Source organism: Serratia sp. 2880STDY5682894 (assembly GCF_001537385.1).
GTDB classification, from domain to species: Bacteria; Pseudomonadota; Gammaproteobacteria; order Enterobacterales; family Enterobacteriaceae; genus Serratia; species Serratia nevei.
The window spans coordinates 486,673-512,477 of record NZ_FCJA01000003.1 but is presented as its reverse complement, the minus strand read 5'-3'; the positions used below and the strand labels follow the sequence as shown (position 1 = coordinate 512,477).

The 25,805-nt window shown below is 58.8% G+C and carries 19 protein-coding genes and 1 pseudogene; 11 read left to right on the top strand and 9 right to left on the bottom strand.

All coding sequences use genetic code 11. The annotated features are described in order from the left end of the window. From AWX27_RS25055 to rlmKL, 3 genes and pseudogenes are all read right to left on the bottom strand, one after another. Positions 1–156 (bottom strand): annotated as a pseudogene (locus tag AWX27_RS25055) (paraquat-inducible membrane protein A); the annotation flags it as partial. A 73-nt stretch (positions 157–229) separates the two neighbouring features. Then, on the bottom strand, positions 230–2,134 hold the full coding sequence (locus AWX27_RS10605; RefSeq protein WP_046686785.1) for an ABC transporter ATP-binding protein: 1,905 nt from the start codon (positions 2,132–2,134) through the stop codon (positions 230–232). A 5-nt stretch (positions 2,135–2,139) separates the two neighbouring features. Further along, entirely contained in the window at positions 2,140–4,266 is a 2,127-nt protein-coding gene (gene rlmKL, locus AWX27_RS10600) for a bifunctional 23S rRNA (guanine(2069)-N(7))-methyltransferase RlmK/23S rRNA (guanine(2445)-N(2))-methyltransferase RlmL (RefSeq protein ID WP_087762369.1), read from the bottom strand. A gap of 103 nt (positions 4,267–4,369) precedes the next feature. On the opposite strand from rlmKL, the gene AWX27_RS10595 reads away from it, so the two are divergent. Next, entirely contained in the window at positions 4,370–5,473 is a 1,104-nt protein-coding gene (locus AWX27_RS10595) for a YcbX family protein (protein ID WP_060421817.1), read from the top strand. Between the two features lie 6 nt (positions 5,474–5,479). Here the strand turns inward: AWX27_RS10595 and AWX27_RS10590 are convergent, their stop codons facing one another. Both AWX27_RS10590 and pyrD read right to left on the bottom strand, forming a co-directional pair. Beyond that, positions 5,480–6,028, bottom strand: coding sequence for a cell division protein ZapC (locus tag AWX27_RS10590; protein ID WP_004928171.1), 549 nt, complete (start codon positions 6,026–6,028; stop codon positions 5,480–5,482). Positions 6,029–6,204: 176 nt separating this feature from the next. Further along, positions 6,205–7,215, bottom strand: a complete 1,011-nt coding sequence (pyrD, locus tag AWX27_RS10585; RefSeq protein ID WP_060421813.1) for a quinone-dependent dihydroorotate dehydrogenase — start codon at positions 7,213–7,215, stop codon at positions 6,205–6,207. A 258-nt stretch (positions 7,216–7,473) separates the two neighbouring features. On the opposite strand from pyrD, the gene ssuE reads away from it, so the two are divergent. From ssuE to ssuB, 5 genes are read left to right on the top strand one after another with little or no spacing between them, the layout of a single operon-like run. Further along, entirely contained in the window at positions 7,474–8,052 is a 579-nt protein-coding gene (gene ssuE / locus AWX27_RS10580; RefSeq protein WP_060421808.1) for an NADPH-dependent FMN reductase, read from the top strand. 24 nt (positions 8,053–8,076) lie between these two features. After that, complete coding sequence (locus tag AWX27_RS10575; RefSeq protein WP_060421805.1) at positions 8,077–9,042, top strand: sulfonate ABC transporter substrate-binding protein; 966 nt, start codon at positions 8,077–8,079, stop codon at positions 9,040–9,042. Positions 9,043–9,062: 20 nt separating this feature from the next. Beyond that, positions 9,063–10,211 (top strand): FMNH2-dependent alkanesulfonate monooxygenase, encoded by a 1,149-nt coding sequence (gene ssuD / locus AWX27_RS10570; protein ID WP_060421802.1) that lies wholly within the window; start codon positions 9,063–9,065, stop codon positions 10,209–10,211. A gap of 11 nt (positions 10,212–10,222) precedes the next feature. Beyond that, positions 10,223–11,017 (top strand): aliphatic sulfonate ABC transporter permease SsuC, encoded by a 795-nt coding sequence (ssuC, locus tag AWX27_RS10565; RefSeq protein ID WP_060421801.1) that lies wholly within the window; start codon positions 10,223–10,225, stop codon positions 11,015–11,017. After that, complete coding sequence (gene ssuB, locus AWX27_RS10560) at positions 11,014–11,787, top strand: aliphatic sulfonates ABC transporter ATP-binding protein (protein ID WP_060421797.1); 774 nt, start codon at positions 11,014–11,016, stop codon at positions 11,785–11,787. Before ssuC ends, ssuB begins: the two co-directional genes overlap by 4 nt. A gap of 55 nt (positions 11,788–11,842) precedes the next feature. Here the strand turns inward: ssuB and pepN are convergent, their stop codons facing one another. Beyond that, positions 11,843–14,461: an aminopeptidase N gene (gene pepN / locus AWX27_RS10555; protein WP_060421793.1), complete on the bottom strand. Its 2,619-nt coding sequence runs from the start codon at positions 14,459–14,461 to the stop codon at positions 11,843–11,845. 335 nt (positions 14,462–14,796) lie between these two features. Between pepN and AWX27_RS10550 the strand changes: the two genes are divergently transcribed. The 5 genes from AWX27_RS10550 (at position 14,797) to AWX27_RS10530 (ending at position 22,434) form a co-directional block, all read left to right on the top strand. Further along, the gene (locus AWX27_RS10550) at positions 14,797–16,497 is read left to right on the top strand and encodes a GGDEF domain-containing protein (protein WP_060421790.1); all 1,701 of its coding nucleotides are present in this window, start codon (positions 14,797–14,799) and stop codon (positions 16,495–16,497) included. A 255-nt stretch (positions 16,498–16,752) separates the two neighbouring features. Then, positions 16,753–17,958 (top strand): nicotinate phosphoribosyltransferase, encoded by a 1,206-nt coding sequence (gene pncB, locus AWX27_RS10545; protein ID WP_060421786.1) that lies wholly within the window; start codon positions 16,753–16,755, stop codon positions 17,956–17,958. Positions 17,959–18,171: 213 nt separating this feature from the next. After that, complete coding sequence (asnS, locus tag AWX27_RS10540) at positions 18,172–19,572, top strand: asparagine--tRNA ligase (RefSeq protein ID WP_038874233.1); 1,401 nt, start codon at positions 18,172–18,174, stop codon at positions 19,570–19,572. A gap of 301 nt (positions 19,573–19,873) precedes the next feature. Next, positions 19,874–20,998 carry a porin OmpC gene (ompC, locus tag AWX27_RS10535; protein WP_060421783.1) on the top strand — a complete coding sequence of 375 codons (1,125 nt, stop codon included), beginning with the start codon at positions 19,874–19,876 and terminating at the stop codon, positions 20,996–20,998. A 245-nt stretch (positions 20,999–21,243) separates the two neighbouring features. Then, a complete protein-coding gene (locus AWX27_RS10530; protein ID WP_060421780.1) occupies positions 21,244–22,434 on the top strand; it encodes an amino acid aminotransferase in 1,191 nt (396 codons plus the stop codon). A 72-nt stretch (positions 22,435–22,506) separates the two neighbouring features. Here AWX27_RS10530 and AWX27_RS10525 read toward each other — a convergent pair whose 3' ends face one another. The 3 genes from AWX27_RS10525 to ldtD all read right to left on the bottom strand — a co-directional run bounded on the left by AWX27_RS10525 (position 22,507) and on the right by ldtD (position 25,756). Continuing rightward, on the bottom strand, positions 22,507–23,154 hold the full coding sequence (locus tag AWX27_RS10525) for an MBL fold metallo-hydrolase (RefSeq protein ID WP_049195843.1): 648 nt from the start codon (positions 23,152–23,154) through the stop codon (positions 22,507–22,509). Between the two features lie 64 nt (positions 23,155–23,218). Next, positions 23,219–23,767, bottom strand: coding sequence for a peptidoglycan L,D-endopeptidase MepK (locus tag AWX27_RS10520; RefSeq protein WP_025302289.1), 549 nt, complete (start codon positions 23,765–23,767; stop codon positions 23,219–23,221). Positions 23,768–23,947: 180 nt separating this feature from the next. Next, entirely contained in the window at positions 23,948–25,756 is a 1,809-nt protein-coding gene (gene ldtD, locus AWX27_RS10515) for a L,D-transpeptidase (protein WP_072265434.1), read from the bottom strand. Between the last annotated feature and the right edge of the window lie 49 nt (positions 25,757–25,805).

Genomic DNA, 25,805 nt, shown 5'->3' with positions numbered 1-25,805 from the left:
GGTTTTGCAGCGCGGGCATACCGCTTTGCTGCCATAGGCCAGCGGCGGTAGCGCCACCAGCATGTCGCACTGCGGGCACAGCATCAGGTTATCCTGGTGCTCCGCCGAAGGTACGGAATGACTATGCTGCTGATGATTGTTGTGGGAACACACCATATTCCTCCTCAATAACGTTGCTCACCGGCACGTCGATACCGCCCGCAGCAGCGCGCGGGCGGTATCGCAACGGTCAGCCGTTTTTCATCGCTTCCAGCTCTTCCCAACGGGCGAAGGCCTGCTCGAGCGCCTGCTCTGCGTTAGCCAGCGCCGTCAGCACTTCTTGCGTTTCGCTGTGCGGCCGCGTGAAGAAGTCGGCATCGCTCATCTGCGCCTGCAGCGCTTCGATTTCCGCCTCCAGCTGTTCGAGCCGCTGCGGCAGCTGTTCCAGTTCGCGCAGCAGGTTGTAACTCAGCTTGGCCGCCGCTTTCTTCGGCTGTTCGGCCTTTTTCTCCGCCGCCGGTTTGCTCGCGCTCGGCGCCGCCTGACGAATCGGTTTCGCCGTGGCGCGCTGATGATGCGCATCGTAATAGCCGCCGACGAAGGCGTTGATCACGCCGTTGCCTTCAAAGATCCAGCACTCGGTCACCGAGTTGTCGACGAACTGGCGATCGTGGCTGACCAGCAGCACGGTGCCCTGATAGCCGTCGATCAGCTCTTCCAGCAGCTCCAGCGTTTCGACGTCGAGATCGTTGGTTGGTTCATCGAGGATCAGCAGATTGCTCGGTTTCAGAAACAGCTTAGCCAACAGCAGGCGGTTACGCTCACCGCCCGAAAGTGCCTTCACCGGCGTCATCGCACGTTTCGGGTGGAACAGGAAGTCCTGCAGGTAGCCCAAGACGTGACGAGGACGGCCGTTGACCATCACTTCCTGCTTGCCTTCCGCCAGGTTGTCCATCACCGTGCGCTCCGGATCGAGATCCGCGCGGTGCTGGTCGAAGTAAGCCACTTCCAGCTTGGTGCCGCAGTGCACGCGGCCGCTGTCGGCTTTCAGCTGACCGAGCATCAGTTTCAGCAGCGTAGTTTTGCCACAGCCGTTCGGCCCCACCAGCGCAATCTTGTCACCGCGCTGTACCTGAGCGGAGAAACCGCGCACCAGCACTTTTTCGCCGACCTGATAGTTGACGTCTTCCAGCTCGAATACGATTTTGCCGGAGCGGGTCGCCTCTTCCACCTGCATCTTGGCGGTGCCCATCACTTCACGGCGCTCTGAACGCTCGACGCGCAGCGCCTTCAGCGCGCGCACGCGCCCCTCGTTACGGGTACGGCGCGCTTTGATGCCCTGACGGATCCAGACCTCTTCCTGCGCCAGCTTGCGATCGAACTCGGCGTTTTGCAGCTCTTCCACCCGCAGCGCTTCTTCTTTGCTCTGCAGATACAGATCGTAGTTGCCCGGCCAGGAAACCAGCTTGCCACGATCCAGATCGACGATGCGCGTCGCCATGTTGCGGATAAACGAACGGTCGTGCGAGATGAAGACGATGCTGCCGTCAAACTCTTTCAGGAAGCCTTCCAGCCAGTCGATGGTTTCGATATCCAGGTGGTTGGTCGGTTCGTCGAGCAGCAGCACGCGCGGCGAGCTCACCAGCGCGCGGCCCAGCGCCGCTTTACGCAGCCAGCCGCCGGACAGCGAGGAAAGCTCGGCGTCGCCGTTCAGCCCCAGCTGCAGCAGCACTTCGCTGATGCGGCTGTCGAGCTGCCAGAGCCCCTGGTGGTCGAGGATCTCCATGATTTGCGCCATGCGCGCCAGGTTTTTCTCGCTCGGATCGCTTTCCACCAGGTGGGAGATCGCGTGGTACGCCTTCAGGTGTTCCGCCTGCTCCGCGACGCCTTCGGCCACGAAGTCGAACACGCTGCCGCCGATATTGCGCGGCGGATCCTGTTGCAGGCGCGCCACGATCAGATCCTGTTCGTAGATCACCCGGCCGTCGTCCAGCGGGATCTCTTTGCCGAGGATCTTCAGCAGCGTGGACTTACCGGCGCCGTTGCGCCCGACCAGACACACGCGCTCGTTGTCTTCGATATGAATTTCGGTGTTGTCTAAAAGCGGCGCATCGCTGAAAGAAAGCCAGGCGCCGGACATGCTGATTAACGACATAGTAATTATTTTCCTTCGCCGGCGTGAGTCACCAGCCAGCAGTTGTGGATCTGACGGTTACGGGCAAAGTCCTGCGACAGCGTCTTGGCGGTGATCTCTTTCGCCTCCAGGCCCAGCGCGCTCAGCCCTGCCATATCCATTTGGAAACCGCGCTTGTTGTTCGAGAACATGATGGTTCCGTTACGGCGCAGCAACCGTTTCAAATCTTTCATCAGCGCCAGATGATCGCGCTGCACGTCAAAAGTGTTCTCCATCCGCTTGGAGTTGGAGAACGTCGGCGGATCGATGAAGATCACGTCGAACTGTTCGTTGGCGTTGCTCAGCCACGACAGGCAGTCGGCCTGGATCAACCGATGCTGACGGCCGGTCAGGCCGTTGGCGCGCAGGTTCTTCTCCGCCCATTCCAGATAGGTACGCGACATGTCCACCGTGGTGGTGCTGCGCGCGCCGCCCAGCCCGGCGTGCACGCTGGCGGTGCCGGTATAGGCGAACAGGTTGAGGAAGTCCTTGCCGTTGCTCATCTCGCCCAGCATGCGGCGCGCGATACGGTGATCGAGGAACAGGCCGGTATCGAGATAGTCGGTCAGGTTGACCCACAGCTTGGCGTTATACTCTTCCACCAGCAGGAATTCGCCTTTCTGCGCCAGTTTCTCGTACTGGTTCTTACCCTTCTGCCGCTCGCGGGTTTTCAGGATCAGCTGATTCGACGGCAATTCCAGCACCGCCAGCGTCGCGTTGATCACATCGAACAGGCGCTGACGCGCTTTTTGCGCATCGACGGTTTTCGGCGGCGCATACTCCTGCACCACCACCTTGCTGCCGTAGCGGTCCACCGCGACGTTGTATTCTGGCAGATCGGCATCGTACAGGCGGTAGCATTCAATGCCCTGCTGTTTCGCCCACTTGTCGAGCTTCTTCAAGTTCTTGCGCAGACGGTTGGCGAAATCTTCCGCCACCTGCACGCCGCCGGTAGTGGCACCGGCCGGGTTCGCCGCCAGCTGATAGTTTTTCTGCACGCACTCCAGCGGGCCGTTTTTCGCCTTGAACTGGCGCTCGGCGCGCAGCTGCAGGCAGCTCAACAGCTCCGGCGAGGCGCTGAACAGCGAAAGCTGCCAGCCGCCGAAGGCGCTTTTCATCACGCGGCCCAGCATGTTGTGCAGCGCGATCAACGCCGGTTCGCTTTCCAGACGCTCACCGTACGGCGGGTTGCTGATCACGGTGCCATGCGGGCCTTCCGGCAGCGGATTGGTCAACCGCGCCACGTCGCCGACGTTGAAGGTGATCAGCTCGGCGACGCCGGCGCGGCGGGCGTTGCCGCGCGCCATTTCAATCACCCGACGATCGATATCGGAGCCGAAGAAGCGAGAGGCGGTTTCCTGCAGGCCGCGGCGTGCGCGCACCTGCGCTTCGGTGGTGACTTCACGCCACAGTTCGGCGTTGTGGCCGTTCCAGGCGCTGAAGCCCCAGTGTTGGCGGTGCAGGCCCGGCGCGCGATCGGCGGCGATCATTGCCGCTTCGATCAAGAGCGTGCCGGAGCCGCACATCGGATCGAGCATCGGCGTGCCCGGCTGCCAGCCGGAACGCAGCACGATGGCGGCCGCCAGGTTTTCCTTCAGCGGCGCCTGGCCGGTGAGATCGCGGTAACCGCGCTGATGCAGGCCTTCACCGCTCAGATCGAGCGCCACGCTGGCCATATCGCGCTGCAGGAAGACGTTAACGCGAATATCCGGCTGCTGCTTGGCGACCGTCGGGCGTTGGTCAAGTTTGCGGGTAAAGCTGTCGACGATGGCGTCTTTCACCTTCAGCGCGCCGTACTGGCTATTGCGGATCTCTTCGTTCACGCCGCTGAAATGCACGGCAAAGGTTTTATCCACGCCAAAAATGCTCGGCCAGTCGATCGCCTGCACCCCGAGGTACAGATCCAGATCGCTGTGCACGCGGAATTCGTTCAGCGGCAACAGAATGCGCGAAGCCAGGCGGCTCCACAGCAGGCTTTGGTACAGAAGACGATCGTCACCCTGAAAATGTACCCCACCCTGCACCACTTTGCAGTCGTGAGCGCCAAGCGCTTCCAGCTCGCTTTTTAACAGTTCTTCCAATCCACGCGCCGTGCTGGCAAACAGAGAGTTCATATCGTGCTTATCACCAAAAAGAAAATTGTTGCGCATTATAGCTAATCCGCACCGCTTGTCATAAAGTTGCTCCCTTCTATTTAATAATCGCACGGAGATAAGGGTGATCACGCTTTCCAGACTCTACGTCCATCCGGTTAAATCACTGCGCGGTCTGCAGCTTTCTTACGCCCAGGTCGGCAGCAGCGGTCTGGCCTTCGACCGCAACTTTATGATCACCGAGCCGGATGGCACCTTTATTACCGCGCGCCAATACCCGCAGATGGTGCTGTTCACGCCGGCGCTGCTGCCGGACGGGCTATTCCTGACCGCGCCGGACGGCGAAAACGCCGCCATTCGCTTCAGCGACTTCGCCGCCGCGCCGCAGCCGACCGAGGTATGGGGCAACCATTTCACCGCGCTGATCGCGCCGGATGAGATCAACCGCTGGCTGAGCGGCTATTTCCAGCGTGACGTGCAGCTGCGCTGGCTGGGGCCGGAGTTGACCCGCCGAGTGAAAAAGCACCCCGAAATCCCGCTGACGTTTGCCGACGGCTATCCTTATCTGCTGATTAACCAAGCTTCGTTCAACGATCTGCAGCAGCGCTGCCCCGGCAGCATCAAGCTGGAGCAGTTCCGCCCCAATCTGGTGGTGAGCGGCGCAACCGCCTGGGCCGAGGACGGCTGGCAGGTGATCCGCGTCGGCGACGTCATGTTCGATCTGGTGAAACCTTGCAGCCGCTGCGTGCTCACCACCGTCAGCACCGAGCGCGGCCGCAAGCACCCGAGCGGCGAACCGCTGAGCACGCTGCAAAAATTCCGTTCCGCCGACAACGGCGACATCGATTTTGGCCAGAATATGATCGCGCGTAACAGCGGCATCATTCGCGTGGGCGATACGGTGGAAGTTCTGTCGACCAAGCCGCCGCGCCCTTATGGCGCCGGGAAAGTGGTGGAGAGCGTGCAAGCGCCGCAAGACAGCGAGCACAGCGTCACTATCGAATACGAAGGAAAGGTGTTTACCGGCAATAACCAGCAGATCTTGCTCGAGCAGCTGGAACAGCAAGGCATCCGCATACCTTACTCCTGCCGTGCCGGGATTTGCGGCAGCTGCCGCATTACGTTGCTGAGCGGTGAAGTCGCGCCCCTGAAGAAAAGCGCGCTGGGCGACAACGGCACCATCCTGTGCTGCAGCTGCATCCCGAAAAGTGATTTGACCCTGGCGTAATCCGCCTTATACCGCCCTGTCGTAAGCCGGGGCGGCGCTTTCATCCTGCGCACAGGGTTTCAACCGATCGTGCATCACCTTGATGGCATCGCCCAATACCATGGTGCGGCCGGCGACCGTCAGCTGATTTTGCGCCAGCAGGCACAGGCTGGCGTTATCCCCGGCCTCTACCACCAGCAGGCGCGCTTCCGCGCCGCTTTCCATCACTTTCACCGCCGCCAGCTCGCCATTTTTCGGCTGCAACGGGTAATGCTGCTGCGAGAAATGCCAGCTCTTCGGCATCAGTGGTTTCAGGAAGCGGTAGGCGACCAGCGCATTCAACACCAGCTCGGCGCGCTGCTCATGGCTGAGTTTGACCTGTTTGCACTGTTCTTCATAGGTGAAATAAAGGGCGGCGTCGTCCACGCAAAAAGCGCATTCATCGAAGGCGTCCGGCGTTAACATTTTGGCCGGGAAACGTGAACGAAAGATCATACCATTAGCTAAATCCAGCATTAGCCGATCGTGTTCGGCATCAAAATACCAACGCCAATTATCGTCAGGTTTTATCTTCATTTCGTATCCTTCTCGCTGCCTATGCCAACGCCGCACTCACCCTAAAAGGCGATTTTATCACCGATAAAATAGCTTAAACATCGGATAATTCCGCGAACGATATTTATGCTAACGAACAAAATATAGACGAGCCGGGGGCAGAAATAAACCCCCGGAATAAAATGAGAGGAAAAATATTAGATATGGGTAACGATATCTTTAATCAAACGCGGGCCGTGATAGATAAATCCGGAATAAATTTGCAGCAGGCTCGCGCCGGCCTCCATTTTTTCGCGCGCCGCCGTCAGCGAATCGATGCCGCCCACGCCGATAATCGGCAGGCGCCCTTGCAGTTCGGTGGAGAGACGACGGATCACTTCGGTGCTGCGTGATTGCAACGGACGCCCACTTAACCCGCCCGCTTGTTCGCAGTAATTCAGCCCCTGGATCAATTTTCGATCCAACGTGGTATTGGTGGCGATCACGCCATCGATATTATGCCGCACCAGGCTATCGGCAATTTGGATCAATTCTTCTTCTGAAAGATCCGGCGCGATCTTTACCGCCACCGGCACATATTTGTGATGGCGCGCATGTAATTCCTGCTGCTTATTTTTAATCGCCGCCAAAAGATCGTCCAGCGCTTCGCCATACTGTAAGGATCGTAACCCCGGCGTATTCGGTGACGAGATGTTAATCGCGATATAACCGGCATACGGATAAACTTTATCCATGCAGATCAAATAATCGTCTTTGCCCTGTTCGACCGGGGTGTCTTTATTCTTGCCGATATTGATCCCAAGAATGCCGCCGAAATGGGATTTCTTAACGTTTTCAACCAGATTGTCCACGCCATGGTTATTGAACCCCATGCGGTTGATCAGGCCTTCCGCCTCAACCACGCGGAACAAGCGCGGCTTGTCGTTGCCCGATTGCGGGCGCGGCGTCACGGTGCCGACTTCCACATGGCCGAAGCCCATCGCGCCGAACGCATCGATGCACTCGCCATTTTTATCCAGACCGGCGGCCAATCCCAGCGGGTTTTTAAACGACAGCCCCATGCAGCTGACCGGTTTGGTCGGCACGGACTGACGGACAAGAAACGCTAATGGGGTGCCAGTAATACGGCTGAGCTGACGAAAGGTCACTTCGTGCGCACGTTCCGGATCGAGCTGGAACAACGCTTTCCTGATGAGGGGGTAGTACATGGACTCTCCTGATTTCCCGGTTGCAAACCGGGGGCGTATTATCCGGTATCCCCCGCCCAATTGGAATTGATTAAAGGCAAAAAAAGCGGTTTTTACGCAACCGTTTTCCCGCTTCGCCGCCAAATCGGCGCCAATCCGCTTTTGCGCATATCGAAATCAAAAAATGAGATTTAAAAAACGCGCCCGATTGCTGGTAGGTTTAAAACACTTCCTGTTGATTTTCTAATTAAACCTAACTTTTAGTTATAAGGAGTGGCAATGCGCGTTATATCACTGGCCGGCAGCCCACGCATCCCATCACGTTCCGCCGCACTGCTCGCGCTGAGCCAGAACTGGCTGCGGCAGCAAGGGGTGGAAGTGACGGCTTATACCCTGCACAACTTCGATGCCGAAGACCTGCTGTATGCCAACTTCAACAGCCCGGCGATCAAGGCGTTTGCCGACCAGCTGGCGCAGGCCGACGGCCTGCTGATTTCCACGCCGGTTTATAAAGCGTCGTTTTCCGGCGCGCTGAAGACCTTGCTGGATCTGCTGCCGGAACGCGCTCTGGATCATAAGGTAGTGCTGCCGCTGGCAACCGGCGGTTCGATCGGCCACATGCTGGCGGTGGACTATGCGCTCAAACCGGTGCTGGCAGCGCTGAAAGCGCAGGAAGTGCTGCACGGCGTATTCGCCGACGACAGCCAGGTCCAACTGACCGGTGAAGGCGCCACGCTCACCGACGCCGTCGCTACCCGGCTGGAAGAGGCGTTGGCCAGTTTTTATCTGGCGCTTGGCCGCCGCAAACCGCCCGCGCTGCGCGTCGCCTCGCCGCTGGCGGCGCGTCAGACCGCCTGAAAGGCCTGGAAAAGGAGAGCCTGAATGAAAAAACGCATCGCTTTACGGCGCTGGCTGAGCGCCGCTACCCTCACTGGCCTGCTGTCGCTGGTCTGGGCCAATGCCGCCGCTGCGCAGGATCCGGCGCAGTTCCGCATCGGCTACCAAAAAGGATCGGTCAGCCTGGTGCTGGCGAAGAGCCACCGGCTGCTGGAGGAACGTTTCCCCGCCACCCGCATCAGCTGGATCGAGTTTCCCGCCGGCCCGCAGATGCTGGAGGCCTTGAACGTCGGCAGCATAGATCTGGGCAGCACCGGAGATATTCCGCCGATCTTCGCGCAGGCGGCCGGCGCTGACCTGCTGTATGTCGGCGTTGAGCCGCCCAAACCCAAGGCGGAAGTGATCCTGGTGCCGGAAAACAGCCCGATAAAAAACGTCGCCGATCTGAAAGGCCATAAGGTCGCCTTCCAGAAAGGATCCAGTTCGCACAATCTGCTGCTGCGATCGCTGCAAAAGGCCGGCCTGCAGTTCACCGATATCCAGCCCGCCTATCTGACGCCCGCCGATGCGCGCGCCGCCTTCCAACAGGGCAACGTCGACGCCTGGGCCATCTGGGATCCTTATTATTCCGCCGCGTTGCTACAGGGCGGCGTGCGAGTGCTCGGCGACGGCACCGATCTGAACCAGACCGGTTCCTTCTATCTGGCGGCGCGCCCCTATGTCGAAGCCAACGGCGCCTTTATCAGCCAGGTCTTGACGGTGCTGACCCAGGCCGATGCGCTCACCCGCAGCGACCGGGCGCAAAGCGTGACCCTGCTGGCTAACGCCATGGGGCTGCCGGAACCGGTGATCGCCAGCTATCTGGATCACCGCCCGCCGACCGCCATCACACCGCTCGATGCGCGGACGATCGCCGCGCAGCAGCAAACCGCCGACCTGTTTTACGCCAACCGGCTGGTGCCGGTGAAGGTTGACATCTCGCAACGCATCTGGCGCCCAAGCGCACAATAACTCATGGGAGAAGATTAACGATGAGCCTGAACGTTTTCTGGTTTTTACCCACCCACGGCGACGGCCACTATCTTGGCAGCGCACAGGGCGCGCGCAGCGTCGATCACGGTTATTTGCAGCAGATCGCCCAGGCGGCGGATCGGCTGGGATTCGGTGGGGTACTGATCCCCACCGGCCGCTCGTGCGAAGACTCCTGGCTGGTGGCCGCCTCGCTGATCCCGGTCACCCAGCGGCTGAAGTTTTTGGTCGCGCTGCGGCCGGGCATCATCTCCCCTACGCTGGCGGCGCGCCAGGCGGCGACGCTGGATCGCCTGTCCAATGGGCGTGCGCTGTTCAATCTGGTCACCGGCGGCGATCCGGAAGAGCTGGCGGCCGAGGGGCTGCACCTGAGCCATGAAGAGCGCTACGAAGCCTCAACCGAGTTCACCCATATCTGGCGCCGGGTGCTGGAAGGCGAAACCGTCGATTTCGACGGCAAGCATATTCAGGTGAAAGGCGCCAAACTGCTGTTCCCGCCGGTGCAGCAGCCGCGCCCGCCGCTCTATTTCGGCGGATCCTCCGCCGCCGCGCAGGATCTGGCCGCCGAACAGGTAGAACTGTATCTCACCTGGGGAGAGCCGCCGGCGCAGGTTAAAGAGAAGATCGAAGAGGTGCGCGCCAAAGCAGCGGCGAAAGGCCGCCAGGTACGCTTCGGTATCCGCCTGCATGTCATCGTGCGGGAAACCACCGAAGAGGCTTGGCGCGCCGCCGACCGGCTGATCGCGCACCTCGATGAGGAAACCATCGCTAACGCGCAGCAGGCCTTTGCGCGTTTCGACTCCGTCGGCCAACGGCGCATGGCGGCGCTGCACGGCGGCAAAAAGGATAACCTGGAGATCAGCCCGAACCTGTGGGCCGGCATCGGCCTGGTGCGCGGCGGCGCCGGCACCGCGCTGGTGGGCGACGGCCCGACGGTCGCGGCGCGCATGCAGGAATATGCCGATCTGGGCATCGACACCTTTATTCTCTCCGGCTATCCGCATCTGGAAGAGGCCTACCGCGTCGGCGAACTGCTGTTCCCGCACCTCGATCTGGCGCAGGAGGAAACGCCCGTGCGCCTTCAGCCGGTGCGCCCGCAGGGCGAAGTGGTGGCCAACATCTATGTTCCGCAAAAAGTGTCGCAGAGCTGAGGAGCGCCCCGATGGCAAAGAACGCGCAACGCATCCTGTATCGGCTGGCCCCCTGGGCGCTGCCGCTGGCGCTGGTGATCCTCTGGCAGATCGCTGTCGAAACCGGCTGGCTGTCCAACCGCATTTTACCGGCGCCGAGCGCAGTGCTGGCCGCCTTCTGGAGCCTGAGCCAAAGCGGCGAACTGTGGCAGCATCTGAGCATCAGCAGCCAGCGCGCGTTGATCGGCTTTGCCATCGGCGGCAGCATCGGGCTTACCCTCGGCTTTATTACCGGGCTGTCGCGCTGGGGCGAACGCCTGCTGGACAGCTCGGTGCAAATGATCCGCAACGTGCCGCACCTGGCGCTGATCCCGTTGGTGATCCTGTGGTTCGGCATCGATGAATCCGCCAAGATCTTTCTGGTGGCGCTCGGTACGCTGTTCCCGATTTATCTCAATACCTACCACGGCATCAAAAACATCGATCGCGGCCTGTTGGAGATGGCCCGCAGCTACGGCCTGAGCGGTTTCCACCTGTTTACACAGGTGGTGCTGCCGGGCGCGCTGCCGTCGATTATGGTCGGCGTGCGTTTCGCTCTCGGCTTCATGTGGCTGACGCTGATCGTCGCCGAAACCATCTCGGCCAATTCGGGCATCGGCTATCTGGCGATGAACGCGCGTGAATTTCTGCAAACCGATGTGGTAGTGGTGGCCATCGTGCTGTACGCCCTGCTCGGCAAGCTGGCGGACGTGGGCGCGCAGCTGCTGGAGCGCGTCTGGTTGCGCTGGCATCCGGCCTATCAACTGAAACAGGGAGAAGCACTATGACCCTTCCCGCTCGCCTTGCGCAAGGCACGCCGGTGACGCTGGAGTCCATCGGCAAAGGTTACGGCAACCGCACGGTGCTGGACAATATTCAGCTGCACATCTCCGCCGGGCAGTTCGTGGCGGTAGTCGGTCGCAGCGGCTGCGGCAAAAGCACCCTGCTGCGCCTGCTGGCCGGCCTGGAACAGGCCAGCAACGGCGTGCTGCTCAGCGGCAACGCGCCGCTTGCCGCCGTTAAAGAGGATACCCGGCTGATGTTTCAGGATGCGCGCCTGCTGCCGTGGAAAACGGTGATCGACAACGTGGGGCTGGGGCTGCGCGGCCAGTGGCGCGATGCGGCGCTGCAGGCGCTGGACGCGGTCGGCTTGGCGGATCGCGCCCGCGACTGGCCGGCGGCGCTGTCCGGCGGGCAAAAGCAACGGGTCGCCCTGGCGCGCGCGCTGATCCACCGCCCTCGCCTGCTGCTGTTGGACGAACCGCTCGGGGCGCTGGATGCCCTGACGCGCATCGAGATGCAGGGGCTGATAGAAACGCTGTGGCAACAGCACGGTTTTACCGTGCTGTTGGTCACGCACGACGTCAGCGAAGCCATCGCGCTGGCGGATCGGGTGATCCTGATCGAAGAGGGGCGCATCGGGCTGGATCTCTCCCTCGATCTGCCGCGGCCGCGCCGCAAAGGCTCGGCCCGGCTGGCGGAACTGGAAGCCGAAGTGCTGGAACGGGTATTATCGCCGCTGGCTACCGGGGCCAGCCCGCGCCAGGCGGCGAATTGAACGGATAAAAAAAGGGACGGCAAAAGCCGTCCCTTGATCTATTCAGCGTGAAAAATCAGGCGTCGAGCGCCTTGCTGATCTTCTCGTACAGATCGCCGGACAGGTTTTCCAACCCTTTCAACTGTTCCAGCGCCTTGCGCATCAGCGCCTGGCGGCCCGCGTCGTAACGCTTCAGGCGAATCAGCGGTTCAATCAGGCGCGCGGCGATCTGTGGGTTACGCTGGTTGAGATCGCTGAGGATCTCCGCCAGGAACTGATAGCCGCTGCCGTCCGCCGCATGGAACGCCGCCGGGTTACCGGAAGCGAAGCCGCCGATCAACGAGCGGGTGCGATTCGGGTTGCTCAGGCTGAACGAGCGGTGTTGCAACAGCGCACGCACCTTGCTCAGCACGTCTGCCGCCGGGCTGCTGCCCTGCAGCACGAACCATTTGTCCATCACCAGGCCATCCTGATGCCAGCGCTCGTCGAACGCCGCCAGCAGCGCATCGCGGCACGGCAGCTGGGCCGCGACCGCGGCGGACAGCGCCGCCAACGAATCGGTCATGTTATCCGCCTGGCGATACTGTTCGCTCACCAGCTGATCCGCCAGCGCCACATCTTCGCCGAACGCCAGGTAGCCCAGGCACACATTGCGCAAGGCGCGCTTGGCGATCTCGGCGTGCTCCACGCGGTAGCCGTCGGTCTTGTTGGCGTGATACACCGCCAGCCACTCATCGGCCAACTCACGCGCCAGGCAGCGTACTATCGCTTCGTGCACCGCAGCGATCGCTTCCGGATCGATGGTGGCGAACAGCTCGGCGATTTCGTTCTCCGACGGCAGCGTCAGGATCTGCGCCGCCAGCGCCGGATCCAGTTTTTCGTCCAGCAGCACCGCGCGGAACGCATCGGCCACGTGCAGCGGCAGCGACAACGGCTGCTTCTGCTGGTGCCGCGCCACGTTCAGCTTGATATAGGTCGCCAGCAGGCTCTGCGCCGCATCCCAGCGCGCAAATTCATTGCGCGCGTGCTGCATCAGGAAGGTCAACTGCTGGTCGCTGTACGGATAGTCCAGCTTCACCGGCGCGGAGAATTCGCGCAGCAGCGACGGCACCGGCTTGTGCGCCACGCCGTCGAACACGAAGGTCTGCTCCGCTTCGGTGACGTTCAGCACGTTGTTGACCGGCAGACCGCCCTTTTGCAGTGGAATGACGTTGCCTTCGCTGTCGTACAGTTCGATATCCAGCGGGATATGCAGCGGCAACTTCTCCGGCTGATCGGCGGTTGGCGCGGTTTTCTGGTTGACATGCAGGCGATACTGCTGGGTTTGTGCGTCGTATTCGTCGCGCACCGTCAACAGCGGCGTGCCGGACTGGCTGTACCAACGGCGGAAGCGCGACAGATCGACGTTGGACGCATCCTCCATCGCCTGCACGAAATCGTCGCAGGTGGCGGCGCTGCCGTCGTGGCGTTCGAAATAGAGCTGCATCCCTTTCTGGAAATTCGCTTCCCCCAGCAAGGTGTGCATCATGCGGATCACTTCGGAACCCTTTTCATACACCGTCAGGGTGTAGAAGTTGTTCATCTCGATCACTTTGTCCGGGCGGATGGCGTGCGCCATCGGGCTGGCGTCTTCGGCGAACTGCGCGCCGCGCATCACGCGCACATTATCGATGCGGTTGACCGAGCGCGATCCCAGATCGGAACTGAACTCCTGATCGCGGAACACCGTCAGCCCCTCTTTCAGGCTGAGCTGGAACCAGTCGCGGCAGGTCACGCGGTTACCGGTCCAGTTGTGGAAGTATTCGTGGCCGATCACCGCTTCAATGTTCAGGTAGTCCTTGTCGGTGGCGGTTTCCGCCTTCGCCAGCACATATTTGGAGTTAAAGATATTTAACCCTTTGTTCTCCATCGCGCCCATATTGAAGAAATCGACCGCCACAATCATATAAATGTCGAGATCGTATTCCAGGCCGAAGCGGGTCTCGTCCCACTTCATCGAGTTCTTCAGCGACGTCATCGCCCAGTCGGCGCGATCCAGGTTGCCGCGATCGACGAACAGCTCCAGCGCGACCTTACGGCCGGAGCGGGTGGTGAAGCTGTCGCGCAGCACGTCGAAGTCCCCCGCCACCAGCGCGAACAGGTAGCAAGGTTTCGGGAACGGATCCTGCCATTGCACCCAGTGGCGGCCATCGGCCAATTCGCCCTGGCCGATGCGGTTGCCGTTCGACAGCAGGAACGGATAGCGCGCCTTGTCGGCCACGATGCGGGTAGTAAAGCGCGCCAGCACATCCGGGCGGTCCTGATAATAGGTAATGTGGTGGAAGCCTTCGGCTTCGCATTGCGTGCACAGCGCATCGCCGGACAGGTACAGCCCTTCCAGGGCGGTGTTTTTCGCCGGGTGAATGTCGTTGACGATGGTAAGAGTGAATTGTGCCGGCAACTCTTCGATGATCAGCTGGTTATCCTGCTGACGATAGGCGCTCCACGGTTGACCGTCGACCTGAATGCTCACCAGCGTCAGATCTTCGCCATCCAGCACCAGCGGGGCGCCGGCCGTGCCCTGACGTTTGATTTTACTGACGGCGGTCACGCGCGTGGTTTCCGCGTCCAGACTGAAGTCCAAATCGATATCGGTCGTGGTGTAATCAGGCGCGCGATAATCGTGGCGATATTTTGCCTGTGGCTGTTGTGTCATAAAAACCCTTAAACGTCTCAGTGAGTTATAGGTGCAGGCCGCTCTTCTCCTCCGCGCCGCAGCCGGTGTGTTCCCCTGCGGCGCACGGCGGACCTGATTGTGAATAAACTGTATCACAGCTGGCCGAAAAGCCCAGAGCCGCCGGGCGACCACGAGAGAGAAATCAGAGGCAAATCATAAATCGCCCGCCAGACGACAGCGCGGGTGACCAATGGCTAAATAGAAATCAGCATTTAATGCTAAAAAACCGCCGTCCGGGCGCGCCGGCATAGTTGAGGCGGCACAGGCGGCATAGTGGTATAATTGCCGAATCAGGCCCAGGGATGACTCGCACTATGAAAATCAAATACGCAATCTATTTTTTTACCCTGTGCCTGATGACCTCCTTCTCGCTTTTCATCGTCGAGGAGCTGCTCGAAGCCCATACCGACTACCGCGATAACCAGCTCAACCTGTATAAGATCGATCGCGCCAAAGAAATCTCCGAGGCCTTCCAGGCTTCGCTGCAGGCTCACCGCCTCAAACGATTGAGCCTGATCGATCCGCAAATCACCCGCGCGCAATGTTTGGCCGCCGATCGGGTGGCGCGTGAGAAAATTACCCGGATCCGCGAGCATCTGAACGATCCGGTCGCCAGGCAGCTCGGGGTGCGGCAAAAAATCGCCGCGCTGTCGATGATCGGCCTGATGGAACAGCTGTTGGATAACGACAACCTGCAGCTTTCGCAGGTCAACAACGCCAATGCCAATCTGTTCAACATCAACAGCGCCTATTACATCTCGCAAACCAGCAAGAGCTATTACCGCTACACCTACGATACCCGGATGGTGGATACCGATTCCTTTATGTTTCTCGAGGCCATTCGCCTCAACAACCGGCTGAATATGTCACTGACGGAGTTAAGCGATCAGATTATCGACGTCAACGTCAACCCGATCGATCGCAAAGACGCCTACCTGAAGTCCATTCAGTTGACCGGCGTGCTGAACGCGCTGAGCACCCGATTGATCTTCATGAAGATCAACTACGACGACGTGCAAACCACCGAGCTCGTCAATCAGTTGCTCACCCTGGTGTCGGCCGAACGTCTCAAGCAGATCACCGATGGGTTATACACCGCCATCAATACTCAAAAACCCTATCCCGCAGCGCTTATTTCGCGCTATGTCGACGAGCTGAGCGGGCTTTCGCAGGCGCTGTATCAACGCAGCTTCGAGCTGGAAACCGTCGCTTCGCGTCACAAAATTTACGATAGCCAGACCACCATTTACGGCATGATCGCGCTCGCCGGCCTGGTGGTGTTGCTGTTCATTTTGCCGGCGCTGGTGTTCTGCACCAACATCAACCGTTGGCTGACCAAGACTCACAACAATATCGTTCGGTTGTCGCGCGGCGAGATGAATATCGATCGCAACGACGCCTTCTACAGCCGGGAACTGATCGCCATCAGCGACGCCATTCAGCAGCTCAGGCAATACCAGCTGGACAAGGTCTCGCTGGAAAGTGAGAAGCAACTGTTGATTAAAGAGCTCGAGGCCTCTTCCTTCCTCGATCCGCTCACCAATATTTATAACCGCCGTAAATTCTTCCTTGAATGTCAGCTGCTGGGTGACAGCAGCTATCCACAGGCCTTTTGCCTGATCGATATCGACAACTTCAAACAGCTCAACGACAGCTATGGCCACGACGTAGGTGACCAGGCGCTGGTGGCATTCGGCCACCTGCTGCAACGCGCGTTCCGCGCCAGCGACATTTTCTGCCGCTACGGCGGCGAAGAGTTCGCGGTGCTGCTGGGCAACTGTTCGTTGGACAACGCGCGGGACATCATGGAGCAATTGCGCACCCGTACTCATCGCCTGACGCTAAATCTGACCGACGGACGGCAAGTGCGTTTCACCACCAGCTGCGGCATTGCGCCGGTCAACGCGTTCACCGCGCTGCAGGCGGCGATCAAACAGGCGGACGAAGCGCTCTATTTTTGCAAAAAGAACGGCAAGGATCGGGTCAGCGTACACACTCAGGTCGGGTTTATCTGATTCGCTGTTTAAAATAATTAACATTATAATTTTTATGACTAATTAGGCTAAGTCATTCACCTTACAGGCATATCTGGCTTTTTTTCTTCCCCGCCGCCGCCAGGCCGCCATAAAGGCACGTTTAATCCTCGACCCGCTTTGGTGATTTATGGTGTGATGCAGCTTCAATAACAGGATAATCCGGGTATACTCCACCCCCACTTTTATGATTATCCGGATTTGGACACGCGCCTGACGAGGATGCTGTAACGCGCTATGACTCAATACGCTTCCCCGATTTTGACATCACTGCTTGATACCGATGCTTATAAGCTTCATATGCAGCAAGCAGTGTTCCATCGCTATCCCGCGATCAGCGTGGCGGCGGAATTCCGCTGCCGCGGCGACGAACTGCTGGGCGAATATGCCGACGAGATCCGCGCGCAGGTGGCGCTGATGAGCCGGCTGGCGCTGACCGACGCCGAATTCGCTTACCTCTCGGGCCTGCCCTTCTTCCGTCAGGATTATCTGAACTGGCTGCGGACGTTCCGCTACGATCCGCAGCAGGTGATCGTCGAGAACCGCGACGGCAAGCTGCACATCCGCATCGCCGGGCCGTGGCGCGAAGTGATCATGTGGGAAGTGCCGCTGCTGGCGGTGATCAGCGAAGTGGTGCATCGCCGCCGCTCTGCGCAGGTGACGCCGGAACAGGCGGTGGCACATCTGCAGACCAAGCTGGCACAGTTCAAGACGCTGGCGGGCGATCTGGACCTTTCGCGCTTCAAGCTGATGGACTTCGGCACCCGTCGCCGTTTCTCTCAGGGCGTTCAGCAGGCCATCGTCAGCACCTTGCAGGCCGAATTCCCGTACCTGTCGGGCACCAGCAATTACGATCTGGCTCACCAGCTCGGCCTGGCGCCGGTCGGCACGCAGGCGCATGAATGGTTCCAGGCGCACCAGCAGATAAGCCCGGTGCTGGCCAACAGCCAGCGCGCCGCATTGCAAGCCTGGCTGGATGAATACCCGGACCAGCTTGGCATCGCGCTCACCGACTGCATCACCATGGATGCCTTCCTGCGCGACTTCGGCCCGCAGTTCGCCGAGCGTTATCAGGGGCTGCGCCACGATTCGGGCGATCCCGTCGAGTGGGGTGAAAAGGCCATTGCCCACTACGAGAAACTGGGCATCGATCCGATGAGCAAAACGCTGGTGTTCTCGGACAACCTGGATCTGGACAAAGCGCTGGCGCTCTACCGCCACTTCTATCAACGCATCAACCTCGGATTCGGCATCGGCACGCGCCTGACCTGCGATATTCCCGACGTCAAGCCGCTGAATATCGTGATCAAACTGGTCGAGTGCAAAGGCAAACCGGTGGCCAAGCTCTCCGACAGCCCCGGCAAAACCATTTGTCAGGATCAGGCGTTCGTCAGGGCCCTGCGCAAAGCCTTCGATCTGCCGCTGGTGAAAAAAGCCAGCTGATCCTTCTTTATATAGAGAGAAAGCCGGCCCGATTCACGCGCCGGCTTTTTTGTTTTTATCCCGAACGCCCTCTTTTCAGCCAGCCACGATAAATGTTGCGCCAATCCGATGATTTCTGCTTGTGCTCTGCACCGCGGCAAGTAACATAGCCATTACCCCCATATTCTTGGGTTGTAAGCTATTTCTAAACCAAATTATTAAAGAGAGAAATCTATGAGCGTAGTGCCTGTAGTCGACGTACTGCAAGGTCGTGCTGCGGTTGACAGTGAAGTCACCGTACGCGGCTGGGTACGTACCCGGAGAGATTCAAAAGCTGGTATCTCCTTCCTGGCCGTCTATGACGGTTCCTGCTTTGATCCGTTACAGGCCGTCGTTAATAATTCTCTGCCGAATTATCAGGATGAAGTACTGCACCTGACCACCGGTTGCTCAGTTGAAGTGACCGGTAAGGTCGTCGCCTCACCGGGCGAAGGCCAGAGCTTCGAACTGCAGGCCACCGCGATCAAAGTGGTCGGCTGGGTCGACGATCCAGACACCTACCCGATGGCGGCCAAGCGCCACAGCATCGAATACCTGCGCGAAGTGGCTCACCTGCGCCCGCGCACCAACCTGATCGGCGCCGTGGCGCGCGTGCGTCATACCCTGGCGCAGGCGATCCACCGCTTCTTCCATGAAAACGGCTATTTCTGGGTGTCCACCCCGCTGATCACCGCCTCCGATACCGAAGGCGCCGGCGAGATGTTCCGCGTGTCCACGCTGGATCTGGAAAACCTGCCGCGCACCGACAAGGGCACCGTCGACTTCAGCGAAGACTTCTTCGGTAAAGAAGCCTTCCTTACCGTTTCCGGACAGCTGAACGGCGAAACCTACGCCTGTGCGCTGTCCAAGGTTTACACTTTCGGCCCAACCTTCCGCGCCGAAAACTCCAACACCAGCCGCCACCTGGCGGAATTCTGGATGATCGAGCCGGAAGTGGCCTTCGCGACGCTGGACGACGTTGCCGGCCTGGCCGAAAGTATGTTGAAGTATGTGTTCCAGGCGGTGCTGGATGAACGTGCCGATGACCTGAAATTCTTCGCCGAGCGCGTGGATAAAGACGCAATCTCTCGTCTGGAGCGTTTCGTTTCTTCCGATTTCGCGCAGGTGGACTACACCGACGCCATCGAGATCCTGCTGGCCTCGGGCCAAACCTTCGAAAACCCGGTTTCCTGGGGCATCGATCTCTCTTCCGAGCATGAACGTTACCTGGCTGAGAAACACTTCCAGGCGCCGGTGGTGGTGAAAAACTACCCGAAAGACATCAAAGCGTTCTATATGCGCATGAACGAAGACGGCAAAACCGTCGCGGCCATGGACGTTCTGGCACCGGGCATCGGCGAAATCATCGGCGGCTCGCAGCGTGAAGAACGCCTCGACGTGCTCGATCAGCGTCTGGAAGAGATGGGGCTGAATAAAGAAGACTACTGGTGGTATCGCGATCTGCGCCGCTACGGCACCGTGCCGCATTCCGGTTTCGGCCTGGGTTTTGAACGTTTAATCGCCTATGTCACCGGCGTGCAAAACGTGCGCGATGTGATTCCATTCCCGCGCACGCCACGTAACGCAAGCTTCTAATTTATACGATCAAACGTTTTTTAAACGATTTCGTTACAAAACAAAGGCCAGCATTGCTGGCCTTTCGCATTTTTTAATATTGACGCACGTCACAAAGTTCCCTAAAAATTACATTCAGTTACAAATACTTTCTTTTTGCAACCTGATTGGGACATTGGTATCATTTTCGTCCTAGATTAACCCGCCTGTGAATGGAACACTGCGTTCAGACACAGGACGACACCAATCTATCAACAATAGTTCCCAAAGAATTATTGGCGGCAGTGGCAAAGGTGTCCGAATAACACCAATGAGGGTAATAATGATGAAGCGCAACATTCTTGCAGTGGTTATCCCGGCTCTGTTGGCTGCTGGTGCAGCAAACGCAGCTGAAATCTACAACAAAGACGGCAACAAGCTGGATCTGTACGGCAAAGTTGACGGTCTGCACTACTTCTCCAAAGACAAAGGTAATGACGGCGATCAGACCTATGTTCGTTTTGGCTTCAAAGGTGAAACTCAGATTACTGACCAACTGACCGGTTACGGCCAGTGGGAATACAACGTTCAGTCCAACCACTCCGAGTCTCAGGGCACCGAAGGCACCAAAACCCGTCTGGGCTTTGCCGGTCTGAAATTCGCTGACTACGGCTCCTTCGACTACGGCCGTAACTACGGCGTACTGTACGACGTGGAAGGCTGGACCGATATGCTGCCAGAGTTCGGTGGCGATACCTACACCTACACCGACAACTTCATGACTGGCCGTACCAACGGCGTTGCGACCTATCGTAACAACAACTTCTTCGGTCTGGTTGACGGCCTGAACTTCGCTCTGCAATACCAGGGCAAGAACCAGAACGACGGTCGTGACGTTAAGAAACAGAACGGCGACGGCTGGGGTATCTCCTCTACTTATGACATCGGCGAAGGCGTAAGCTTCGGCGCTGCATACGCTTCTTCCAACCGTACCGACGATCAGAAACTGCGTTCCAACGAGCGTGGCGACAAGGCTGACGCATGGACCGTGGGCGCGAAATACGACGCCAACAACGTTTACCTGGCGGCCATGTATGCAGAAACCCGTAACATGACTCCATTCGGCGGCGGTGACTTCACTAACACCTGTGCTGCTTCTGAAAAATGCGGCGGCTTCGCCAGCAAAACTCAGAACTTCGAAGTGACTGCTCAGTACCAGTTCGACTTCGGTCTGCGTCCAGAAGTGTCTTACCTGCAGTCTAAAGGTAAAAACCTGAACGTCCCAGGCGCGGGTTCTGACCAGGATCTGGTTAAATATGTTTCTGTTGGTACCACTTACTACTTCAACAAAAACATGTCCACCTACGTTGATTACAAAATCAACCTGCTGGATGACAACGCGTTCACCAAAGCAACCGGCACCGCTACTGACGATATCGTAGCTGTTGGTCTGGTGTACCAGTTCTAAGTTGTCTCGCTTAACGGCGGTTTACCGTCGGCTAAGTTAAAAAAACAGGGCCTCGGCCCTGTTTTTGTTTGTGTCAGCCGGTAACTTTTTATCCTGCCAATTTCTCCTTCCCCATCATTTTTTCTGCCTAATACTCCCCCTTCGCAAGATCGCGGTGTTTTTGTCGCAAACGGTTGGCAAAGCCGGTAACTGGCGTTACCCTGATGCTTCTGTCTGCTTAACTCCGAGATTTGGAAGCACCTGACATGTTTGAAAAAATCACCGCCGCACCCGCCGACCCGATCCTGGGCCTGACCGACATTTTCCGCGCCGACGCCCGCCCGAATAAAATCAATTTAGGGATTGGCGTTTATAAAGACGAAACCGGTAAAACCCCGGTGCTGACCAGCGTAAAAAAAGCTGAGCAGTATCTGCTGGAAAATGAGACCACCAAAAACTATCTCGGTATTGAAGGCATCCCGGCGTTCGCCAGCTGCACGCAAGCGCTGTTGTTCGGCAAAGAGAGCCCGATCATCGCCGATCGTCGCGCGCGCACCGCACAGACGCCAGGCGGCACCGGCGGCCTGCGCGTGGCGGCAGACTTTATCGCTAACCAGACCAGCGCCAAACGCATCTGGATCAGCAACCCAAGCTGGCCGAACCACAAGAACGTCTTTAGCGCCGTGGGCCTGGAAGTGCTGGAATACGCCTACTACGACGCCGCCAACCACGCGTTGGATTTCGACGGCCTGCTGAACAGCCTGAAACAGGCGCAGGCCGGCGATGTGGTGCTGTTCCACGGCTGCTGCCATAACCCGACCGGTATCGATCCAACGGCGGAGCAGTGGGCGCAGCTGGCCGAACTTTCCGTCGCCAACGGCTGGCTGCCACTGTTCGACTTCGCTTATCAGGGCTTCGCCAATGGACTGGAAGAGGATGCGCAGGGCCTGCGTATTTTCGCCGCCAAACATAAAGAGCTGATCGTCGCCAGTTCCTACTCGAAAAACTTCGGTCTGTACAATGAGCGCGTCGGCGCTTGCACCATTGTGGCTGCCGATGCCGAAACCGCCGATCGCGCCTTCAGCCAGGTGAAAGCGGCGATTCGCGCCAACTATTCCAACCCGCCGTCACACGGTGCGGCCGTGGTCGCCACCATTCTGGGCAACGACGCGCTGCGCGCGATGTGGGAGCAGGAACTGACCGACATGCGCCAGCGTATTCACCGCATGCGTCAGCTGTTTGTGAACACCCTGCAGGAGAAAGGCGCGCAGCAGGACTTCAGCTTCATCATCCAGCAGAACGGCATGTTCTCGTTCAGCGGCCTGACCAAAGAACAGGTGCTGCGTCTGCGCGAAGAGTTCGGCGTCTACGCCGTGAACTCAGGCCGGGTGAACGTGGCTGGCATGACGCCGGACAACATGGCGCCGCTGTGTGAAGCCATCGTCGCCGTGCTCTAAAAGCATCGACGCAGGTCATAAAAAAAGGGGCGCTCTATGCGCCCCTTGATTTTTCCTGCCGGGAAATAATCGTTACCACACCGCCGGCTCTTCGCGCAGGAACGGGTTGGTCTGGCGCTCGTGGCCGAAGGTCGACATCGGGCCATGGCCGGGAATAAAGCGCATGTCGTCGCCCAACGGCAGCAGTTTGGTACGAATAGAGGCAATCAGCGCCTGATGGTCTCCGCGCGGGAAGTCGCTGCGCCCCACGCCGCCGTTAAACAGCACGTCGCCCACCAGCGCCAAACGCGCCTGCTCATTGATAAAGACGATGTGGCCCGGCGTATGCCCAGGACAGTGCAGCACCTTGAGCGTCATCTCGCCCACCTGCATCTCATCGCCTTCCAACAGCCAGCGGGTCGGCGTCAGCGGCGCGCACTCTTCCAGTCCAAACATCCGGCTCTGCGCCGGCAAACCGTCCAGCCAAAACGCGTCTTCTTTATCCGGGCCGTAGATCGGCACCTGATAATGGTCCGCCAGCTCCGCCGCCGCACCGACGTGATCCAAATGGCCGTGCGTCAGCAAAATCTGAGTGATCGTCACCCCCTGCCGCGCGACTTCCGCTTTGATTTTCTCGGCTTCACCGCCGGGATCGACCAACGCCGCCTGCTGCGTGTTTTCGCACCAAATCAGGCTGCAATTCTGGCTAAAGGCGGTAACGGGAATAAGATGGTATTTCATAAGGCTCCAACGACAATAACGCCGCATCCGCAAGGGGCGGCGTTATTCACTGATGGCACAGCGATTACCAGGTCCGAACCGGGCCGGTATCGATGTGTACGAAGTTGCTACGTGGGTAATATCCTACACCACCGGCGCGCATTTTTAACGCCGCTTTACGGATATTACTCAATTGGATGCCTTCGATATGGAAATCCATCGCTTGGCCTTTGGTGTGGTAGCTGTGCTTGGCCACGCCGCGGCTATGCGCACGCAGTTCGTTGTTGGTATCTACGGAACGGTATCCGGAGATCAGCTGCACCGGCTTGCTGGTGCCCAGCAGCCCCTGCAGGCGATAGAGGTGATCAAACAAGCGGGGATCGATCGATTTAACCTTGTTGGCGCGATAATCGCGGAACAGATGATTTAGCCGCACCAACTCTTCTTTATTGTAACCTTTGCCGTCAAAGAACTCGGCTTTAATAGATTCACCGGTATTCAGGTTATTCAACACTAAAATACGCGGCCGAGCGGTGGAAAGACTGGCAAACGCCTGCCCTGGAAGCAGCGCTATGCCCATAGCGGCGCCACCTAGCGCCAGCCATTTACGGCGGTGATGATCAATTTTGTCCATGACTCTGTTAAACCCGGCAAGAATGTCAAAATAAATGCACAAAGCAGCGCACTGTCCGAACCATAACCGCCTGCGTATGCTGAGTCAACCCGCGATACGCCTAGGTTTACAGGCCCCCGGCGACGAGGGCCTGCGGTATAGCCAAACATTCTGACCGTTATTTATTTATAATTACTGCATTTACTGCATTAATTTTTTGGCCTGAGCCAAAATTTGTGCGCCCGATCGCACCGTATTATCATAATTGTAAATATCTGTACGGAATTGCGGTTGGCCGTCATCCGAAACCCAGGCGGTCAGATAATACAGTTTTACGGGAATACGCTGGCGAATATTCACATAAGTGGTATTCCCCTCTTTCAGCGTGGAAGACACGCGGCTGTTGTTCCAGCCGGCGTCCTGCAGCAGCATATTCGCCAAATCGGAAGCCTTGTTCACCCGCACGCAGCCGGAGCTGAGCGCACGGATATCTTTCTGGAACAGGCTGTGGTTCGGGGTATCGTGCAGGTAGATGGCGTCCGAGCTCGGCATATTGAACTTGAAGCGCCCCAGCGAGTTGGTGGCACCCGGCGCCTGGCGGACGCGATACGGGAAGTTGCGCGCAGAAACCATGCTCCAGTCGATCATCGCCGGGTTGATCACTTCCGCATCGTTGCTCCAACCCGACAGCACCGTATAGCCGTGTTTCTGGAAGTAATTACCGTCGCGCATCGCCTTCGGCACAATGTCCTCGCGCACCAGCGTGGTCGGCACGTTCCACGGCGGGTTGACCACCACGTTGTTCAACGCGCTGCTCATCAGCGGCGTCTTACGGCTCGGCCGCCCGACGATAACGCGGGAAGACAGCACTTCATTGCCGTTCTGGTAGTAGGTCAGCGAGTAGTTGGGAATGTTCACCATAATGCCCGTGCCAACATGCCCCGGTAAAATTCGCAGGCGTTGGATATTCAGCGCCAGCAGCGCGGCGCGGGTTTTCGGTGACACGTTGAGCCACTCACGGGTGCGCACGCCGATCACGCCGTCCGCCGTCAACCCCTGCCATTTCTGGAAGCGCTTGACGCCCTCCACCAGCTCATTGGTATAAAGATTGTCGCTCACCACGCTGCCAACCTGCGGCGGCGTCTGCTCCGCAGTCAACTCCGTTACCGGCGCCGCCGATGGGCTGACCGTCACGCGGCTTTTCTCTTCGTCTACCGTCAGGCCACCGTCGTCGGGCTCATTGCTCTTCGCCGAGACCACCGCCGGTTCCGGCTCCGCTTCCGGCGCCGAGGCGGCCAGCATGCCGGTGCGCGTCAGGATCTCACGCAGCGCCGGGATATCGTTGCTCATTTGGCCTGGGCGCAGGCTCGGGCCGCTGCCCACCTGTGGCCACGGACGATTGTCCGCCAGCATGTCGCGCAGCGCCTGATGCATCTTGGCGTATTGCGGATGCTGCGGCGCGAGCGAATTCACATAGCTCAGGGTACGCGCCTGGCGCACCGCCAGCTGCCATTGGTTGATCACCGCGGTGGGCGGCAAGCCAAGCTTGTAGGGAATATTGCTGTACAGCCAGTTGTTGCCGTTGGCACCGATGGCAGAGACGAACTGCAAATAGCCCAGCATCGCATCGGACAGCACCGCATCGCGGCCCGCTTCACTGAGCGCCGGATCGGTCAACATCTTCACCCATTGGGTAAACTGCGGCTGCACGCCGGACATCGCCAGTTCGGCCAGCTGCTGCTGAAACTGCTGAACGGCTTCGCGATCCTGCCACATCGGCTGCATGTGATTCGCCGCATACAGCGGTGCCAGCGTGGAAAGGTAGTGCAAATCCATGCCGCGCGGTAACGCGGCCAGCAGCTCAGAACGGCTCTGCGCAACGGACATGCCTGCTGATGCCACCGGCAACGCCGTAACGGTAGCCGATGCGGAAAACGACGACACAAGACTACAGGCGATAGCGCCACTCAGCGCCAAACGTCGTAGAGAGTTTCCCTTTTTAAGCAACATCCCTTGCCCCCTGTATGCTCACAAAAAAAACGTCAAAAACTGCATATAG

Excerpts from the sequence above, each read along its gene's own strand:
- AWX27_RS10605 (WP_046686785.1), bottom strand. The coding sequence starts at position 2,134 with ATGTCGTTAATCAGCATGTCCGGCGCCTGGCTTTCTTTCAGCGATGCG.
- rlmKL (WP_087762369.1), bottom strand. The coding sequence starts at position 4,266 with ATGAACTCTCTGTTTGCCAGCACGGCGCGTGGATTGGAAGAACTGTTA.
- AWX27_RS10590 (WP_004928171.1), bottom strand. The coding sequence starts at position 6,028 with ATGAAGATAAAACCTGACGATAATTGGCGTTGGTATTTTGATGCCGAA.
- pyrD (WP_060421813.1), bottom strand. The coding sequence starts at position 7,215 with ATGTACTACCCCCTCATCAGGAAAGCGTTGTTCCAGCTCGATCCGGAA.
- ssuE (WP_060421808.1), top strand. The coding sequence starts at position 7,474 with ATGCGCGTTATATCACTGGCCGGCAGCCCACGCATCCCATCACGTTCC.
- AWX27_RS10575 (WP_060421805.1), top strand. The coding sequence starts at position 8,077 with ATGAAAAAACGCATCGCTTTACGGCGCTGGCTGAGCGCCGCTACCCTC.
- ssuD (WP_060421802.1), top strand. The coding sequence starts at position 9,063 with ATGAGCCTGAACGTTTTCTGGTTTTTACCCACCCACGGCGACGGCCAC.
- ssuC (WP_060421801.1), top strand. The coding sequence starts at position 10,223 with ATGGCAAAGAACGCGCAACGCATCCTGTATCGGCTGGCCCCCTGGGCG.
- ssuB (WP_060421797.1), top strand. The coding sequence starts at position 11,014 with ATGACCCTTCCCGCTCGCCTTGCGCAAGGCACGCCGGTGACGCTGGAG.
- pepN (WP_060421793.1), bottom strand. The coding sequence starts at position 14,461 with ATGACACAACAGCCACAGGCAAAATATCGCCACGATTATCGCGCGCCT.
- AWX27_RS10550 (WP_060421790.1), top strand. The coding sequence starts at position 14,797 with ATGAAAATCAAATACGCAATCTATTTTTTTACCCTGTGCCTGATGACC.
- pncB (WP_060421786.1), top strand. The coding sequence starts at position 16,753 with ATGACTCAATACGCTTCCCCGATTTTGACATCACTGCTTGATACCGAT.
- asnS (WP_038874233.1), top strand. The coding sequence starts at position 18,172 with ATGAGCGTAGTGCCTGTAGTCGACGTACTGCAAGGTCGTGCTGCGGTT.
- ompC (WP_060421783.1), top strand. The coding sequence starts at position 19,874 with ATGATGAAGCGCAACATTCTTGCAGTGGTTATCCCGGCTCTGTTGGCT.
- AWX27_RS10530 (WP_060421780.1), top strand. The coding sequence starts at position 21,244 with ATGTTTGAAAAAATCACCGCCGCACCCGCCGACCCGATCCTGGGCCTG.
- AWX27_RS10525 (WP_049195843.1), bottom strand. The coding sequence starts at position 23,154 with ATGAAATACCATCTTATTCCCGTTACCGCCTTTAGCCAGAATTGCAGC.
- AWX27_RS10520 (WP_025302289.1), bottom strand. The coding sequence starts at position 23,767 with ATGGACAAAATTGATCATCACCGCCGTAAATGGCTGGCGCTAGGTGGC.
- ldtD (WP_072265434.1), bottom strand. The coding sequence starts at position 25,756 with ATGTTGCTTAAAAAGGGAAACTCTCTACGACGTTTGGCGCTGAGTGGC.